Source organism: Flavobacterium sp. (genome assembly GCF_034111225.1).
Classification (GTDB): Bacteria; Bacteroidota; Bacteroidia; order Flavobacteriales; family Flavobacteriaceae; genus Flavobacterium.
On sequence record NZ_JAWUXR010000004.1, the window covers coordinates 59,997 to 76,456 of the forward strand.

At 30.0% G+C, this 16,460-nt stretch carries 17 protein-coding genes; 4 read left to right on the plus strand and 13 right to left on the minus strand.

What is annotated here, in order from left to right; translation table 11 throughout:
• Positions 1-123: 123 nt before the first annotated feature.
• From UXY25_RS01075 to UXY25_RS01095, 5 genes are all read right to left on the minus strand, one after another.
• Complete coding sequence (locus UXY25_RS01075; protein ID WP_320814145.1) at positions 124-543, minus strand: hypothetical protein; 420 nt, start codon at positions 541-543, stop codon at positions 124-126.
• 384 nt (positions 544-927) lie between these two features.
• Positions 928-2,400 carry an IMP dehydrogenase gene (gene guaB / locus UXY25_RS01080; protein WP_320814219.1) on the minus strand — a complete coding sequence of 491 codons (1,473 nt, stop codon included), beginning with the start codon at positions 2,398-2,400 and terminating at the stop codon, positions 928-930.
• A gap of 95 nt (positions 2,401-2,495) precedes the next feature.
• Positions 2,496-2,993, minus strand: a complete 498-nt coding sequence (locus tag UXY25_RS01085) for a hypothetical protein (protein WP_320814146.1) — start codon at positions 2,991-2,993, stop codon at positions 2,496-2,498.
• Positions 2,993-3,529 (minus strand): FMN-binding protein, encoded by a 537-nt coding sequence (locus UXY25_RS01090; RefSeq protein WP_320814147.1) that lies wholly within the window; start codon positions 3,527-3,529, stop codon positions 2,993-2,995. Before UXY25_RS01090 ends, UXY25_RS01085 begins: the two co-directional genes overlap by 1 nt.
• 103 nt (positions 3,530-3,632) lie before the next feature.
• A complete protein-coding gene (locus UXY25_RS01095; RefSeq protein WP_320814148.1) occupies positions 3,633-4,814 on the minus strand; it encodes a hypothetical protein in 1,182 nt (393 codons plus the stop codon).
• Positions 4,815-5,045: 231 nt separating this feature from the next.
• Here UXY25_RS01095 and UXY25_RS01100 point away from each other — a divergent pair, with 231 nt between their 5' ends.
• Positions 5,046-5,723, plus strand: coding sequence for a hypothetical protein (locus tag UXY25_RS01100; RefSeq protein WP_320814149.1), 678 nt, complete (start codon positions 5,046-5,048; stop codon positions 5,721-5,723).
• Here the strand turns inward: UXY25_RS01100 and UXY25_RS01105 are convergent.
• A complete protein-coding gene (locus UXY25_RS01105; protein WP_320814150.1) occupies positions 5,720-6,583 on the minus strand; it encodes a hydroxymethylglutaryl-CoA lyase in 864 nt (287 codons plus the stop codon). The genes UXY25_RS01100 and UXY25_RS01105 overlap by 4 nt on opposite strands.
• Positions 6,584-6,603: 20 nt before the next feature.
• Positions 6,604-7,620: a quinone-dependent dihydroorotate dehydrogenase gene (locus UXY25_RS01110; protein WP_320814151.1), complete on the minus strand. Its 1,017-nt coding sequence runs from the start codon at positions 7,618-7,620 to the stop codon at positions 6,604-6,606.
• 129 nt (positions 7,621-7,749) lie between these two features.
• Here UXY25_RS01110 and pepT point away from each other — a divergent pair, with 129 nt between their 5' ends.
• Complete coding sequence (gene pepT / locus UXY25_RS01115) at positions 7,750-8,988, plus strand: peptidase T (RefSeq protein ID WP_320814152.1); 1,239 nt, start codon at positions 7,750-7,752, stop codon at positions 8,986-8,988.
• Positions 8,989-9,021: 33 nt separating this feature from the next.
• On the opposite strand, the gene UXY25_RS01120 is transcribed toward pepT, so the two are convergent.
• Entirely contained in the window at positions 9,022-9,978 is a 957-nt protein-coding gene (locus tag UXY25_RS01120; protein ID WP_320814153.1) for a succinylglutamate desuccinylase/aspartoacylase family protein, read from the minus strand.
• On the minus strand, positions 9,971-10,843 hold the full coding sequence (rimK, locus tag UXY25_RS01125; protein ID WP_320814154.1) for a 30S ribosomal protein S6--L-glutamate ligase: 873 nt from the start codon (positions 10,841-10,843) through the stop codon (positions 9,971-9,973). Before rimK ends, UXY25_RS01120 begins: the two co-directional genes overlap by 8 nt.
• 146 nt (positions 10,844-10,989) lie before the next feature.
• On the opposite strand from rimK, the gene UXY25_RS01130 reads away from it, so the two are divergent.
• Entirely contained in the window at positions 10,990-11,565 is a 576-nt protein-coding gene (locus UXY25_RS01130) for a YdeI/OmpD-associated family protein (RefSeq protein ID WP_320814155.1), read from the plus strand.
• 1 nt (position 11,566) lies between these two features.
• Here UXY25_RS01130 and yajC read toward each other — a convergent pair whose 3' ends face one another.
• The 4 genes from yajC to UXY25_RS01150 all read right to left on the minus strand — a co-directional run bounded on the left by yajC (position 11,567) and on the right by UXY25_RS01150 (position 14,477).
• Positions 11,567-11,839, minus strand: coding sequence for a preprotein translocase subunit YajC (gene yajC, locus UXY25_RS01135; RefSeq protein ID WP_320814156.1), 273 nt, complete (start codon positions 11,837-11,839; stop codon positions 11,567-11,569).
• 23 nt (positions 11,840-11,862) lie between these two features.
• Positions 11,863-12,333 (minus strand): DUF1573 domain-containing protein, encoded by a 471-nt coding sequence (locus UXY25_RS01140; RefSeq protein ID WP_320814157.1) that lies wholly within the window; start codon positions 12,331-12,333, stop codon positions 11,863-11,865.
• 17 nt (positions 12,334-12,350) lie between these two features.
• Positions 12,351-13,259 carry a transcription antitermination factor NusB gene (gene nusB / locus UXY25_RS01145; protein ID WP_320814158.1) on the minus strand — a complete coding sequence of 303 codons (909 nt, stop codon included), beginning with the start codon at positions 13,257-13,259 and terminating at the stop codon, positions 12,351-12,353.
• A gap of 111 nt (positions 13,260-13,370) precedes the next feature.
• Positions 13,371-14,477, minus strand: coding sequence for a Glu/Leu/Phe/Val dehydrogenase (locus UXY25_RS01150; protein WP_320814159.1), 1,107 nt, complete (start codon positions 14,475-14,477; stop codon positions 13,371-13,373).
• A 195-nt stretch (positions 14,478-14,672) separates the two neighbouring features.
• Between UXY25_RS01150 and UXY25_RS01155 the strand changes: the two genes are divergently transcribed.
• The gene (locus UXY25_RS01155; protein WP_320814160.1) at positions 14,673-16,436 is read left to right on the plus strand and encodes an ABC transporter ATP-binding protein; all 1,764 of its coding nucleotides are present in this window, start codon (positions 14,673-14,675) and stop codon (positions 16,434-16,436) included.
• The last annotated feature ends 24 nt before the right edge of the window (positions 16,437-16,460 follow it).

The window sequence follows — 16,460 nt, forward strand, 5'->3', positions numbered from 1 at the left end:
AGATATTATAGGTTTTTTAAAAGAATTAAGCATAAAAATTCGGCTCGTGCTAAATCCGAAAAATTAGTGTTTATTTATACGCTACGCTTGATACACAAGACCGTTGCCAGATATATAAATAGTCTAAAAAGAAAAGGCTATAGCAACACCTAAATAGTTAATTTCGTTTTCAAATCCAACTGCTCCATTTTTCAATTGAATTTTAGCCTTTTTTTTGTGTTTACCTGCAGAAACAAACAAAGGAATACTAACTAAAGTTGTAGCTCCTCCAAGATAAGACAACCAAAGACCCTTATTATTATTCGTAGTGTCATTATCAATAATTCCTCCACTCAAATTAATTCCGATTCCTCCAATAATCATAGCTACTCCTCCGCCTAAAGTTATCCAAGCTGATGTATTATTTGATTTCTTTTTACTTATATGAAAATCGTATAATTCCTGAGGAGTTTGATTTTTTTCATCTACTAAAACTTGCCCTAAAGTACTATTTACAAAACCTAAATAAAAAATTAGTATTAATAGTTTTTTTGCTGTTTTCATAAGATTTACTTATTTAAATTATGTTTAGATTAATCAATATTTTGATTACTATTTAAAGTTTTAAATAAAAACAATATCAACTAATTAAAGTTACGAATAAAAATATTTTAAACAATCTAATAATCAATAATTTAAACAAATACCAATCTATTAACATCAAAAAAAATGTGCTACAATAACGTGTTTAATTAATTGCTAATTATAACCTACTTGGAATTCCCTCTAGTTCGTTCCATTTTTGCTAAATTAGTTGCTTAATCAGACAACTAAACATACTCGAACACGTTAAAAAGATATTTATGTGCTACTCGCACATTTTTTAGAGTTTAATAAAAAAAGCCTCATTTTAAAAAATGAGGCTTTTTGTAAAATATAAAATAAATACTATCTTGAATAGTTTGGTGCTTCTTTAGTAATCGTAACATTATGTGGATGGCTCTCCCCTATTCCACTTGTTGTAATTCTAATGAACCTCCCTGTTTCTTGTAAGGTTGCAATGTCTTTAGAACCACAATAACCCATTCCAGCACGTAAACCTCCAACAAATTGTAACATACTTTCGTTTAATTCTCCTTTGTAAGGAACACGACCTACAATTCCTTCTGGAACTAGTTTTTTTACATCGTCTTCCACATCTTGAAAATAACGGTCTTTTGAACCTTCTTTCATGGCTTCGACAGAACCCATTCCTCTATATGATTTGAATTTTCTTCCTTCAAAAATAATAGTTTCACCTGGAGATTCTTTTGTACCTGCTAATAATGAACCTAGCATAACACAATCGGCACCTGCAGCCATAGCTTTAGGGATATCTCCTGTGTAACGAATTCCTCCATCTGCAATAACAGGGACTCCACTGCCTTTAATTGCCGCAGCAACCTCTAAAACAGCTGAAAATTGTGGAAACCCAACTCCTGCAACAACACGAGTTGTACAAATAGAACCTGGACCAATACCAACTTTTACACCATCGGCACCGTTGTCTACTAAATATTGAGCAGCTTCTGGCGTTGCAATATTACCAACAACTACATCTAAATTTGGAAATGCTGCCTTTACTGCTTTTAATACATCTACCACACCTTTTGTATGTCCGTGAGCTGTATCAATAATTACAGCATCTACCCCTGCATTTACTAAAGCAGTAGCTCTTTCAACCGCATCGGCAGTAACTCCTAATGCTGCTGCAACACGCAAACGACCGTATTGGTCTTTATTTGCATTAGGCTTTTGAGTCAATTTAGTGATATCTCTAAAAGTAATTAATCCGGCTAATTTGTTGCCTTCAGAAACTACTAATAATTTTTCAATTTTATGCTCTTGTAAAATTTCTTCTGCTTGACCTAAAGTAGTACCTACTTTGGCTGTAACCAAATTTTCAGAAGTCATAACCTCAACAATAGAACGATCGCTACTTTTTTCAAAACGTAAATCTCTATTGGTAACAATACCTTTTAAAGTCATTGTATCGTCTACCACTGGAATTCCTCCAATACCGTGCTCTTTCATGGCTCTTTTAGCATCACCTACAGTTGCAGTTAATGTTAAAGTAACAGGATCGATAATCATTCCCGATTCTGCACGTTTTACTTTACGAACCTCAGCTGCTTGACGTTCTATAGACATGTTTTTATGTAAAACGCCTATTCCGCCTTCTTGCGCCATAGCAATAGCCATATCGCTTTCGGTAACAGTATCCATAGCTGCCGAAATAATAGGTACGTTTAACGTAATGTTTCTAGAAAATTTTGATTGAATGCTTACTTCTCGAGGAAGTATTTCAGAGTAATTTGGAATTAAAAGAACATCATCATAAGTAAGACCTTCTCCGATGATTTTTGTAGTGTGTGCTTTCATGTTGCAATTAGTAGTTAATTGCATGCAAAGTTAATTAAAATAAGACAAAATACAGAATTTAGCCTTCAGAATTTTTAATTTAATAAATAAAGTGTCTATTCGTTTGACTTAAATGTCAGTAATTGCTTTAAAATAACAATTGAACTAATTGTAAAACATAGTGTCATTATTATACCTGAAATGATTACAAAGTATTTTGCCCAAGTAAAACCTAACCAAAGAACATAAATTCCACCAAAAGTTACAAGTATAGAGACAAACGGTTCTACTAATAAAAATCCTTTTAACTTTTTTGGTAAACTGGTCATTAAAACAAAAATTCCTTGAAGAAAAAATATAAATGAAAGAGACAAAATATGAGTGTGAATAATGGTAATCATTTCTCTTTCACCTTTTTTGAATTTCATAGTATCGGCTTCTAAATCTTCTTCATTTCCTAAGTAATTTTCCTCAATACCATTTGCTGAATTTTGAGTAGTTTGAGAAACAAAGGTTAAACCAGTATAGTAACCTACGCTTAAAACAATAATAAATGCTGCGCAAAATATTTTTGCTTGTTTTGGCAAAGTGAATAGAAGTCCGTCTAGTTGCATTATATAACTTTATTTTCTTTTAGTATTTTCACTGTTTTAAGAACGTCATTTGTAGCATTAATCATTGAACGTACAGAAATTGTAGCACCCGAAATAGCATCTATATTATTTTTATATTCTAGATTATCATTTGTGCTCTTACCTATAAACTGACGTAACCAACGTGTACTTCCTATCTCTCCACCGTATTCTTCTCTATAAATTAATACGTTTGATTTTTTTATAGTTCCAGTAGCATCTAATAAAACTAAATAATCAAACTCAGCAGTTTTACTAGGAGCTTTATCTAAAAACACATATCCTAAAACTTTATTTGAAGCCATAACTTTATAAAAGTTATCATTATTAACTTTAATAGGTAACGTATTATTTAAAGTTGAATTTACTGAAACATTTGTCAAAGTATAATTTTCAATTGCATAAGTAGCTTTAATTTCTTTGGCTACTTTCTTTTGAAGGTTTTTAGGTATTTCAAAAGAACATAAAAACAAAGTTAAAACGAATAAGGTAATTGTAAAAAGACTATTAATTTTCATAATGCAAAAATACTTGATTTATTAAAAACAAACAACTAAAGAACAATTAATAACATTATTCTTTAGCTGTTTGATAACTATATAATTAAACTAACATTAAAAGTTAGAACCAAACCCCTAAACCAAAGTTCAATTGGTTTGGTACATCTCTACTAGATAAAGCTGCATTATCTTTAAATTGATAATCTGCTTTAGCCACAACTCCCGAAGTTAAGTGATATGTTAAACCTAAAGTAACATCAGTTCTATCATAACCTAAATTTTCAGTAATTGCATCAACTTTTGCATGCGTATCGTAATTTTCATAACGAGCAAATGCAAATAATTTTTGATTTTTTTGTGAAGGCAATAAATTATACGCTCCTTCTACATAATAACCAGATAATTGGCTTCCTAAATTTTGACCTGTAAGTGCATTGTATTCATTAGTTCCAGAAATATCAGCCATAATATACTGACCTCTAGCCATAAATTTTTTGTGCGCATATCGAACATCTAAACCAATCATTGACATTCCAACATCTGCTCCGTCAACCATATCAACATCGTCTGGGGCTTGTGTTTTTCCAAAATAACCTGACAATCCTAAACGTAAACCTGGTAAACCGTAGTAATCAAATTTTAAAGATAAGTTTGGTGAGTTTACAGTAGATTCAATTCCTTTTTGTCTTCCACCTCTTAATCCATTTGAACCTCCTAATAAGCCACCTGTTACTAAACCATTTTTATCTGAAGTAACCGATTTAAATCCGTTAAAAATATAAGCTTGGTATCCTAACGATAAATTGTTAAGCTTACCAGAAACTCCAACTCCAAGTTCTCTCCAAGTTGTAGGAATGATTGACTTATCCATTCCTGGACGATTTGTACCATTAAAAGTTGTTGGCTCGTGATATTCATTTATAATTCCCATTGGCACTAACATTAAACCACCTCGTAAATTAACGTTATTAGCAACATTATAATTCACAAAAGCTTGTTCAACATATACTTCTTGCACGTGCTCAAATTCAATTTCAGTTACAAACTGAATTTTATCATCAAACTTATATCCAAAAAGCATAACTAAGCGCTGTACATCTAAAGTACCGTTATCTCCTTCTGGCTGATTGTATAACATTTCTCCATAACCTCCTACCGTTACAGCTTTACCATAATTTCCAGATAAAATACGTTGAGCCGCATTTACTTGTTTCTGTGGATCTAATTGAATAGAATCACCTACTGTTTGAGCATTTACTAATGCTGTTGCCATAATAGCTAATGAAAATAATAATTTCTTCATTTTTTAAATTGTTATTGTTATTTAGATTGTATAAAAATTATGGTGCAAAAATAACAAGGTAAAACATACTATGCAAGTTTATTTAGAATAAATTAAAATAATATTTATACGATTAAGAAAGGAAATATTAAAGAAAAAATATAAATTTGTGATTTATAATAAGTTATGTATTTAGACCCCTTTTTTCTTTTAATCGCTGAGACTTTTGTTGTCGCATTAATGATAATCATAATGCATGCAGTAATAAGGCAATATGGTATTGGTCCACTTTTTATTTTCTTGGGTGCTATACAGTTTTTTCAGACTATATTAGCTTCTAGTGTATATAATGTCTTTTTTGAATCCTTTACTTTTTCACCAGGTTCAACTGTATTATTTACATCAACCCTATATTCCATCTTTTTAATTTTTCATACAGAAAGTTTAAAAAAAACTAGAAGTTTAATCTATGGATTGGTTTTCTCAAATATCATAATAACTGTTTTATCATACATTTCATTAGAACAAGCTATTGCTGATAGAAATTCTGGTAATTTAATTTTTCTTCAAAATATATTTAATTTTGATATTAGTCTATTTCTAACAGGTACAAGTCTTTTATATATTGACTCTATGTTATTGATAATATTTTATGAACTTTTAAATTATAAAATAAAAGGATATCTATTTATAAAAATAATACTAGTAACCTCTATTGTAAATTTATTTGACTCGGTAGTTTTTTACTCCTTAAACTTCTTTACCAATGAAAATTTTTATGATTTACTACTGGGAAATATAATTGGTAAACAAATAACTGTAATCTTCTTCTCAATAATTATTTATATATACTTGAGTTTAATTTATAAAAAAGAAAGAGTAACAAGGCCTGAGAATTTGAGAGAAGCCTTTAAAATTTTTAGTTTTTAATGAAAGTTGTCAAATATTTTTAATGCTTCATTATAAGCACTTTCAAAACTAATTGCATGACAGTTAGTATCAATTTTATTTGCCGTAAAATACGATAACATCTTTTCTGTTGGCATATTACCCGTTAAATCGTCTTTTGCCATTGGGCAACCGCCGTAACCTTTTATTGCTCCATCAAAACGAAAACAACCTGCTTTGTAAGCAGCATCTATCTTTTCAAACCATGAGTTTGGAGTTGTATGCAAATGAGCTCCAAATTCTATATTAGGGTATTTTGGAATCAAATTTGAGAAAAGATAATCAATAACCTCTGGAGTTGAACTTCCAACAGTGTCAGATAATGACAATATCTTAACTCCCATCTTAGAAAGTTTTTCAGTCCACTCACCTACTATTTCAACATTCCATGGGTCTCCATAAGGATTACCAAAGCCCATTGAAATATAAGTAACTACTTCTTTGTTAGATTTATCGGCAATTTCTAATATTTCATTTAAAGTAACTATCGATTCAGCAATTGTTTTATGCGTGTTACGCATTTGGAAATTCTCTGAAATAGAAAAAGGAAAACCTAAATATTGAATTTCTTTATGCACTGAAGCCAATTCAGCTCCTCTTGTATTGGCAATTATAGCCAATAACTTACTTTGTGTTTGAGACAAGTCTAATTGAGCTAATACTTCTGCAGTATCAGTCATTTGTGGTATTGCTTTTGGAGAAACAAAACTCCCAAAATCAATTGTATCAAAACCTACACGCAAAAGAGCTTGTATGTATTGTACTTTTTTCTCGGTAGGAATAAAGTCCTTGATACCTTGCATGGCATCTCTAGGGCATTCTATAATTTTGACTTGGCTCATAGTTTTCAAAGATAGCATTTTTAGCTATTTTCTAATATCTTTTTATTAATTGCTTTTATTAAAGCAGGGCCTTCATAAATAAAACCTGTATACAACTGAACTAAGCTTGCACCTGCATCTAATTTTTCTAAAGCATCTTCAGCAGTATGAATACCTCCTACTCCAATAATAGGAAAGGATTTATTACTTTTATCAGATAAAAATCGAATCACTTCAGTAGAACGCTTAGTCAATGGTTTACCTGACAATCCACCCATTTCTGATTTGTTTACAGATTGTAAACCTTCTCGAGAAATAGTTGTATTGGTAGCAATTACTCCTGCAATTTTGGTTGCATCAACAATCTCAATAATATCTAATAATTGTTCATTTGTTAAATCTGGTGCTATTTTAAGTAAAATTGGCTTTTGTTTTGACTTAGCCAAATTCATATTTTGTAAAGTATTTAATAAGGCTTTTAAAGGCTCTTTTTCCTGAAGTTCTCTTAAATTTGGTGTATTTGGCGAACTTACATTTACCACAAAATAATCTACATGAGGAAAAAGTGCCTCAAAACAAATTTCGTAATCTTTAACTGCCTCTTCATTTGAAGTTAACTTATTTTTACCAATGTTTCCACCTATTAAAACCCCATTATTTTTTTTCAAACGTTCTACTGCCTCTATAACTCCACCATTATTAAAACCCATTCGGTTTATGATTGCAGAATCTTCTTTTAAACGAAATAAACGTTTTTTAGGGTTTCCTTCTTGTCCTTTTGGAGTTAAAGTACCAATTTCTATAAATCCGAAACCTAAATTTGATAATTCTTGGTATAACTTGGCATCTTTATCAAAACCAGCTGCTAAACCAACAGGGTTTTTAAATTTCAATCCAAAAATTTCACGTTCTAATCGAACATCTTTTACTTCGTAAAGACTTTTAAAAACAGATGCAAAGCCAATTTTATTTAAAAAACGAATGGCAGAAAAAGTAAAATAATGTACTTTTTCAGGGTCAAATAGAAAAAGTAATGGACGTATAATTATTTTGTACATAAGTTAAAAATAGTTGTGTGCTGCAAAAATAAGAATTCAACTTCATTAATACACATTAAGTTTTAAGATTTTACTAGGAAAGGTTTTCTTTAGAAATAGTATATTTGCAATCAAATTTAAATCACTATCATGCAACACATTATTGATCGCTTTATAAGCTACGTTACTATAGATACAGAATCAGATCCAAATTCAGATACTACACCAAGTACTACTAAACAATGGGATTTAGCTAATAAATTAGTTGAAGAGTTAAATGCAATGGGGATGCAAGACGTTACTATTGATGAAAACGCCTACATTATGGCTACTTTACCTAGTAATGTTGATCATAAAGTACCTACAATTGGTTTTGTAGCCCATTTTGATACTACACCCGATTTTACCGGAGCTAATGTAAACCCTCAAATTATAAAAAATTATAACGGAAAAGACATTGTTTTAAATGCTGAAAAAAATATTGTTTTATCTCCAAGTTATTTTGAAGATTTACTTTTATATAAAGGACAAACATTAATCACTACTGACGGAACAACACTTTTAGGTGCTGATGATAAAGCTGGATTGACAGAAATTATGACAGCAATGGAATATTTAATCCAACACCCTGAAATTAAGCACGGAAAAATTAGAGTTGGGTTTACACCCGATGAAGAAATTGGTCGTGGAGCACATAAATTTGATGTAGATAAATTTGGTTGTGAATATGCTTATACAATGGACGGAAGTCAGATTGGTGAATTAGAATACGAAAATTTTAATGCAGCTGGAGCTAAAATTACATTCAAAGGAAAAAGTGTTCACCCAGGATACGCAAAAGGGAAAATGATTAATTCTATGCTTTTGGCGAACCAATTTATTTCAAAATTACCTGCTAATGAAGTTCCAGAATTAACAACTGGTTACGAAGGTTTTTTCCACGTACATCATTTAGATGGAAGTATAGAAGAAACAGTTTTACAATTAATTATTCGTGATCACGATAAAGATAAATTTGAAGCTCGTAAAAAACTTATTTACGCTATTTCTGATGAGTTCAATGCTAACTATGCAAAACAGTTTGGAGAAAATATTTGTATTGCGGAAGTAAAAGACCAATATTACAATATGCGTGAAAAAGTAGAACCTGTATTCCATATTGTTGATATTGCAGAAGCAGCAATGAAAGAACTAGGAATTACGCCATTAATTAAACCAATTAGAGGTGGAACAGATGGTTCTCAATTATCATATAAAGGATTACCTTGTCCAAATATATTTGCAGGTGGACATAATTTTCATGGAAAATATGAATATGTACCAGTTGAAAGTATGGTAAAAGCAACTGAAGTAATTGTGAAAATTGCTGAGTTAACTGCTAAAAAGTAATAATAAAAAAGGTCTGCAATTGCAGACCTTTTTTTATTCTTCTAATCCTATATTCATTAATGCATCTCCTTGATTAACCATAGGTAAATGATTATTGTTTATAATATAACCTGAATATTTACTTTTAATTTTTCTTTCTGAAAACCCAAAAGGATCTGATACACTCCCCAGTATATCTCCTATTTGAATTTTTTCACCCACTTTTACAAAAGAGCGATACATCCCAGATTGGTCAGCTCTAATCCATTTAGAATTTTCAATGATTATTGGAACTCTATTCTCATTTACAATTTCATTTGAAAAATCATTTAGACCCAAATGCTTCATAACTTTTAAAGCTCCCTGAAGACCATCTAAGGTTACACTTCTATCTAAACTTAATGATTTACCTCCTTCAAACAAAAGTACTTTTTTGCCAATTTTAGCCATTGCGTGTCTAAATGAGCTTTCTCTTTGTTTAGCATACATCATAAATTTAGTTCCAAAAACTTGGGCTAATTCTTGTAACTCTTTATCAGATTTCTGTAGTCTAACATGAGCGTAATTAAACCTCATGTTTCCTCCTGTATGAAAATCCAAACAATAATCTGCATTAAATGCGACTTGTTTAATAAAATCATTAGCAAACCTACTAGCTAAAGAACCTGTTTTTGAGCCAGGAAACATTCTATTTAAATCTCTACCGTCTGGAAACTCTCTAGTTTTATTAATAAAACCAAAAACATTTAAAACTGGTACACATATAATAGTCCCTTTTTGGGGAATATGAAATCCTTTTGAAACAATTTGACGTACAATTTCAACACCATTTACTTCATCACCATGTATTCCAGCAAGAATTAATAGACAAGGTCCATCAATTTTTGCTCTATTAATAATAATTGGAATTTCTAGTTTGGATTGTGTATACAAACGAGCAATATCCATTTTAAGAGTTAAAGAGTCTCCAGGTAAAATTTCTTGCCCTAGAATCTTTATCTCTTTATACATTTCTAGAAATATACTTAATAATTTTCTTAGCAATATCTTGACCTGTTGCTTTTTCAATACCTTCTAAACCTGGAGAAGAATTTACTTCTAGAATAAGCGGTCCCCTTGCAGATTGCAACAAATCTACACCAGCAACCCCTAATCCCATAGCTTTAGCAGCCTTTAATGCAGCAGTTTCTTCTTCATCAGTTAATTCGATTAACTCTGCAGTACCACCTCTATGTAAATTTGAACGGAATTCTCCTTCTTTACCCTGACGCTTCATTGAACCAACAACTTGACCATCAACAATAAACACACGAATATCTGCTCCTCCAGCTTCTTTTATAAACTCTTGAACAATTACTCTTGCTTGCAAACCGTGAAATGCTTCTAAAACAGACTCAGCTGCTTTATCATTTTCTGCTAAAACAACACCAAGTCCTTGTGTTCCTTCTAATAATTTAATAATTAATGGTGCACCACCAACTTCACTGATAACCGCTTCAACATTCTTTGTATCGTTAGTGAAAACTGTTTTTGGCAAGCCTAAACCAGCTCTAGAAAGAACTTGTAAACTTCTTAATTTATCTCTTGAACGAACTAATGCTTGAGATTCTACTGCAGTAAATGTTTTCATCATTTCAAATTGACGAACAACAGCAGTACCATAAAAAGTAACAGAAGCACCAATACGCGGAATAACAGCGTCAAAGCCTTCAAGTTTTTTACTTTTATATACTATAGATGGGTTTTTTTTCTCAATTACTAAATCACATTTTAAGTGATCAATAACATGCATTTCGTGACCTAATTTTTCACCTGCTTCAACAAGTCTTTTTGTAGAGTATAAATTTGGGTTTCTCGATAAAATTGCAATCTTCATTTGTTATTCTAGGTGTTAATTATTAAGTCTTATGATTTTTGATAAGTTAGCAAAATTATAATTAAAAAAGAAACAAATACTATTTATTTTAAATTGTTTAATAGATATTTAAAATTTTATATTTTTACAAGTATTAAAACTTAAAAATGGAAAATAATCCTTGGAATAAAACGAATCAATGGAATAACGAGTTAGAAGTTTTAAAAGAAATTGTTAATAAAACGAATCTTGTAGAAAAAATAAAGTGGGGCGGTCCTGTTTACACTCATTTAAATAAGAATGTTATCGGTATTGGTGGGTTTAAATCTTATTTTGGAATTTGGTTTTTTAACGGTGTCTTTCTAAAAGACAAGAAAAATATTTTAATTAATGCACAAGAAGGAACTACAAAGTCACTACGTCAAATGCGTTTTAATTCAATAAATGAAATTAATGAGAAGGTAGTTTTGCAATATATTAAAGAAGCGATTTTAATTGAAGAAAAGGGTTTAGCAATAAAACCAACAAAAAAGGAACCTGTTTCTTCTCATTTTTTAAATGATATTTTATCCCAAAATAAAGAATTAGAATTAGCTTTTAATAATTTTACACCTTACAAAAAAAGGGAATTTATTGAGTTCATAGAAAGTGCAAAGCAAGAAAAAACAAAGTTGTCACGAATAGAAAAAATAAAACCGATGATTCTTTCGAACACCGGTTTAAATGATAAGTATAAAAAATAAATTATTTCTTTTCTACTTGTTTAGCTGTTAACTCTAAAGAAATTGCAGAGCGCTCCATCTTGATTTTTCCTGCCATAGTTTCAACAACTACAGTCCCTTCAGATAACTCAGCAATTTTTCCGTGAATTCCTGATTTTGTAATTACTTTATCTCCAGCTTTTAAATCTGATTCAAAAGCTTTTTCTTTTTTTACTCTTTGTTGTTGAGGACGAATCATTAAAAAGTAAAATATTGCTACCATCAACAATAATTGTAAACCTAATTCTATAGACATTTTTCTTTATTTTAAATAATTAATTATTGAGTTACAGGAACTTCTTTACCAGTTTTAGGAGTAACATCTGCTTTTATATTAAAAGTTTCATTACCACTTTCTGTATTGGTAGTTAAAGTAACTGTTTTGTTTTGTTGACCTGGTTTTCCACTAGAATTAAATGACACTTTAATTGGAGCAGATTGTCCTGGAGCAATAGGTTCTTTTGGTGGTTCTGGAACTGTACATCCGCAACTTCCTTTTGCATCAGCAATAATTAAATCAGAATCTCCTGTATTTTTTACAATAAATACTGTCTCAACAATATCTCCTTCATTTATTGTTCCAAAATCATGCTCTATTTTATCCAATTCAATTTTTGGAAATTTACCTATTAAAGCTTTTTCTGCTTCAACACTTTTCATGTCTTGATCCGTGATTTTAGATGTTCCTTTTAAATTACATGATACTAATGTTATAACTAATAAGGCTAAACTAAATGTCTTTTTTAACATAACTTAAATTTTAATATTTATAATAATCCTCTACCTGTTTTCACAAGTTTATCTTCTGTTTTTAAATCTTTTACTAAATTATCTAAAATTCCGTTGATAAAAATACTACTTTTTGGTGTAGAATATTCTTTAGCAACTTCTAAATACTCATTGATTGTTACTTTAACAGGAATTGATGGAAATTTTAAAAATTCGCAAATAGCCATTTTTAAAATAATAGTATCAATTTCAGCAATTCTATCTGTATCCCAGTTTGGTGTTTTATCAATGTATTGTTTAGACAATTCAACTTCATTTAAGACTGTTTTACGGAAAAGATTTTTTGCATACTCTTTATCGTCTTCATCTTTATAAAGCTTTGTGATTTTGAATTCTTCTTGAGTTTCTTTAACTTGTTTGATTTGCTTTAAAATCATTGTATTTACCAATGGAACATCATCTAACCAAGTTAATTTATAATCTTCCAAATATTCATAAAGTTTATCATTTGGCGCGATAACTTCAGTGTATAAATTTGCAATGAAATATTTATCTTCATCAAAAGTAGAATCTGATTTACTCATGTAATCAACATACAATTGACTTTCTTTAATAGCGTCAATCAAGAATAAAATAACGTCGTCATTTTGTTTCCAATTGTTTACTTTTCGAGCATCAATTTTATCCAATAATGATTCACTATTCTTTAAAAGATGTAAAAATTTATTTTGAGTAAATTTAGAAGATGGATTTCTTTCTTCTTTAGTAGCTAAATGTTTTTTGGAAACTAACTCCAAGTACTCTTCTTCTTTGCTTTGTATTTCAATTAATGCTGATAGCATTAATAAATACAAATCTTGCATACTTTCAATGCTTCCAAACAAGAATTTCTCCTCTTTTTCTAGATTATCAGATTGATGTTGGTGCATTGCATAAATCGTTTGCATCACCTTTATCCTTATATGTCTTCTATTTAACATACTGCTTAAAGAACTTTTAAAATTAACAAAGCGAAAGAAGAATTCTTTCGCTTTGCAAAAATACAATATTATTTACTATTATTTATTCTGAATTTCGTTTTTTCTATCATCAATTCGTTTTTGAGCAATAGACAAAGCCGCTTCATGTGTAGTAATATTCTTTTCTTCAGCGAATTGAAATATTTCAAGAGAAGTATTATAAATATTTTCTGTTTTCTCCATTACTTGCGCCTTCGTAAGTTTAGCTAATTCAGAATAAACATTAATTACTCCACCAGCGTTAATTAAAAAGTCGGGTGCATATAAAATACCTTTTTCTTTTAAAAGCTTACCATGAACAACTTCATTTGCCAATTGATTATTTGCAGCTCCTGCAATAATTTTAGCTTGAATTTTGTTAATCGTATTGTCATTAATTGTTGCGCCTAAAGCACATGGAGCATAAATATCAACATCCAAAGTATATAAATCTGACCCTGTATAAATCTTTGCGCCATATTTAGAGCCAACTTCATTTAATCTATCTTCATTTATATCAGCAATAGTTACAATTGCTCCGCTTTCAGTTAAATGTTGAACCAACACTTCTCCTACGTGACCAATTCCTTGAACCAATATTTTTTTACCTTCTAAATTATCTGTACCAAATTGATATTTAGCAGCAGCTTTCATTCCCATATAAACACCATATGCAGTTATAGGAGAAGGATTACCTGAACCACCTTTTTCTTCTGAAATACCTGTAACATATTTAGTAACTTCTCTAACAGTGTCCATATCTTTAGTTTCCATCCCCATATCTTCAGCAGTATAATACTTACCTGATAATGAGTCAACGAATTGACCAAATTTTCTCATTAATTCAGGTGTTTTTTGTGTTTTAGCATCACCAATGATAACTGCTTTACCACCACCTAAATTCAAACCTGAAATAGAAGATTTAAATGACATTCCTCTTGATAAACGCAATACGTCGTTTAAGGCTTCCCATTCGTTAGTGTAATTCCACATTCTAGTTCCACCAAGTGCTGGTCCTAAAACTGTATTATGAATACCAATAATTGCTTTTAATCCTGTATCTTTGTCATTACAAAAAACAACTTGTTCATGTCCGTCAAAAGAAACTTGACCAAAAACAGGATCAACTTTATGTAATTCGTTTGCTTTTACTAATTCTGATGTCATATTGAGTTTGATTGTGTTGAATTATTTTCAATAAATTATACGCAATATTACGGATAAAATTAAAATGATTCAAAATTTTATCTTTTTTTTAGTAATCTGATAATTAAATAGTTGATTTTTAAAGAATTCATAAACAACAAAAAAACAAGTATTTTTATTATTTAATAACATATAATTACTTTTTTAATTTTTTACATGAAAGAATTACAATATTTAAACAAATATTTTGTCAAATATAAATACCGCTTTTTTCTTGGTATTATCATTACAATTGCTGCACAAATATTTTCTTTATTCACTCCAGAATTAATAGGTAACTCAATTAAAACAATTGAAGAGTTTACCAAACAAGAAAACGTTTCTTTAGCAGTAGTAAAAAAAGAGCTACTAAACAATGTTATACTTATTTTAGTAACCACAATTATTGCTGGTTTTTTAACCTTTTTAATGCGCCAAACTTTAATTGTAATGTCTCGTTATGTTGAATTTGATTTAAAAAACGAAGTATACAATCACTATCAAAAGTTATCTCAAGATTTCTACAAGCAAAATAGGACCGGAGATTTAATGAATAGAATTAGTGAAGATGTTGGAAAAGTAAGAATGTATGTTGGACCAGCTGTAATGTATTCGTTAAATACTTTCATTCGTTTTACGGTTGTTATTATTTACATGTATAATATCTCACCTGAATTAACTTTATACTCTTTATTACCTTTACCACTATTATCATATGGTGTATTCAAAATAAGTTCTGAAATACATAAAAGAAGTAGTGAATTTCAAAAAAACCTTTCCACTTTATCTTCATTTGCACAAGAAATATTCTCTGGAATTAGAGTTATTAAAGCTTATGCAATTGAGAAGGAAAAAGAAAAAGAATTTGAAAGCCTTACACACGAAAGTAAAAACAAATCAATGTCCTTAGTAAAGGTAAATTCATTGTTTGGCCCCTTAATGATATTACTTATCGGATTAAGTAATTTAGTTGTCATTTATGTTGGTGGAAACATGTATATTGACGGTAAGATTGAAAGCATAGGAACTATTGCTCAATTTATACTGTATATTAATATGCTAACATGGCCTGTTGCTTCTTTAGGTTGGGTTTCATCATTAGTACAAGAAGCTGAAGCATCACAAAAAAGATTGAACGAATTTTTAAAAATTACTCCTACAATTTATAATACTTCATCTCATAATGATAACATCATTGGAAAAATCCAATTTAAAAATGTAACTTTTACCTATGATGACACTAATATAACTGCTTTAAAAGATATTTCGTTTGAAGTAAATCCGGGTGAAACTCTTGCTATTCTTGGAAAAACAGGTTCTGGAAAATCATCAATTCTTTCGTTAGTAAGCAGAATGTATGACACTACAAAAGGAGATGTTTTAATTGACAACAAGCTAATTCAAAATGTTAATCTAAATGATTTAAGAAACAACGTTAGTGTTGTTCCGCAAGACGCCTTTTTGTTTTCAGACACTATCAAAAACAACATTAAGTTTGGTAACGAAAAAGCAACCGATGATGAAGTTATTGAAGCTGCTAAAAAAGCAGTTGTGCATGATAATATCATCAATTTCACCAACAAATACGATACTATTTTAGGAGAAAGAGGTATCACATTATCGGGTGGCCAAAAGCAAAGAGTCTCAATTGCAAGGGCGTTAATTAAAAACGCTCCTATATTATTATTAGACGATTGTTTAAGTGCTGTTGACACAGAAACAGAAGAAGCAATCTTAAATAGCTTAACCGAATATTGTAAAGACAAAACCACTATTCTTGTAAGCCACAGAGTATCTTCGGCTAAAAATGCAACTAAAATTATTATACTAGACGAAGGTCAAATTATACAACAAGGTACTCATAATCAATTATTCGAACAAGAAGGTTATTATAAAGATTTATACAACAAACAACTTTTAGAAAAAGAAATTGTTAATTAATTGTTTTATACCATTTTTTTTTAG

What these genes read in the sequence shown, in the direction of transcription:
- yajC (WP_320814156.1), bottom strand. Translation starts at nt 11,839, where the DNA reads ATGTCTATAGAATTAGGTTTACAATTATTGTTGATGGTAGCAATATTT.
- UXY25_RS01095 (WP_320814148.1), bottom strand. Translation starts at nt 4,814, where the DNA reads ATGAAGAAATTATTATTTTCATTAGCTATTATGGCAACAGCATTAGTA.
- UXY25_RS01110 (WP_320814151.1), bottom strand. Translation starts at nt 7,620, where the DNA reads ATGTACAAAATAATTATACGTCCATTACTTTTTCTATTTGACCCTGAA.
- UXY25_RS01105 (WP_320814150.1), bottom strand. Translation starts at nt 6,583, where the DNA reads ATGAGCCAAGTCAAAATTATAGAATGCCCTAGAGATGCCATGCAAGGT.
- UXY25_RS01155 (WP_320814160.1), top strand. Translation starts at nt 14,673, where the DNA reads ATGAAAGAATTACAATATTTAAACAAATATTTTGTCAAATATAAATAC.
- UXY25_RS01150 (WP_320814159.1), bottom strand. Translation starts at nt 14,477, where the DNA reads ATGACATCAGAATTAGTAAAAGCAAACGAATTACATAAAGTTGATCCT.
- rimK (WP_320814154.1), bottom strand. Translation starts at nt 10,843, where the DNA reads ATGAAGATTGCAATTTTATCGAGAAACCCAAATTTATACTCTACAAAA.
- UXY25_RS01085 (WP_320814146.1), bottom strand. Translation starts at nt 2,993, where the DNA reads ATGCAACTAGACGGACTTCTATTCACTTTGCCAAAACAAGCAAAAATA.
- pepT (WP_320814152.1), top strand. Translation starts at nt 7,750, where the DNA reads ATGCAACACATTATTGATCGCTTTATAAGCTACGTTACTATAGATACA.
- UXY25_RS01120 (WP_320814153.1), bottom strand. Translation starts at nt 9,978, where the DNA reads ATGTATAAAGAGATAAAGATTCTAGGGCAAGAAATTTTACCTGGAGAC.
- UXY25_RS01075 (WP_320814145.1), bottom strand. Translation starts at nt 543, where the DNA reads ATGAAAACAGCAAAAAAACTATTAATACTAATTTTTTATTTAGGTTTT.
- UXY25_RS01090 (WP_320814147.1), bottom strand. Translation starts at nt 3,529, where the DNA reads ATGAAAATTAATAGTCTTTTTACAATTACCTTATTCGTTTTAACTTTG.
- nusB (WP_320814158.1), bottom strand. Translation starts at nt 13,259, where the DNA reads ATGCAAACGATTTATGCAATGCACCAACATCAATCTGATAATCTAGAA.
- UXY25_RS01130 (WP_320814155.1), top strand. Translation starts at nt 10,990, where the DNA reads ATGGAAAATAATCCTTGGAATAAAACGAATCAATGGAATAACGAGTTA.
- guaB (WP_320814219.1), bottom strand. Translation starts at nt 2,400, where the DNA reads ATGAAAGCACACACTACAAAAATCATCGGAGAAGGTCTTACTTATGAT.
- UXY25_RS01100 (WP_320814149.1), top strand. Translation starts at nt 5,046, where the DNA reads ATGCATGCAGTAATAAGGCAATATGGTATTGGTCCACTTTTTATTTTC.
- UXY25_RS01140 (WP_320814157.1), bottom strand. Translation starts at nt 12,333, where the DNA reads ATGTTAAAAAAGACATTTAGTTTAGCCTTATTAGTTATAACATTAGTA.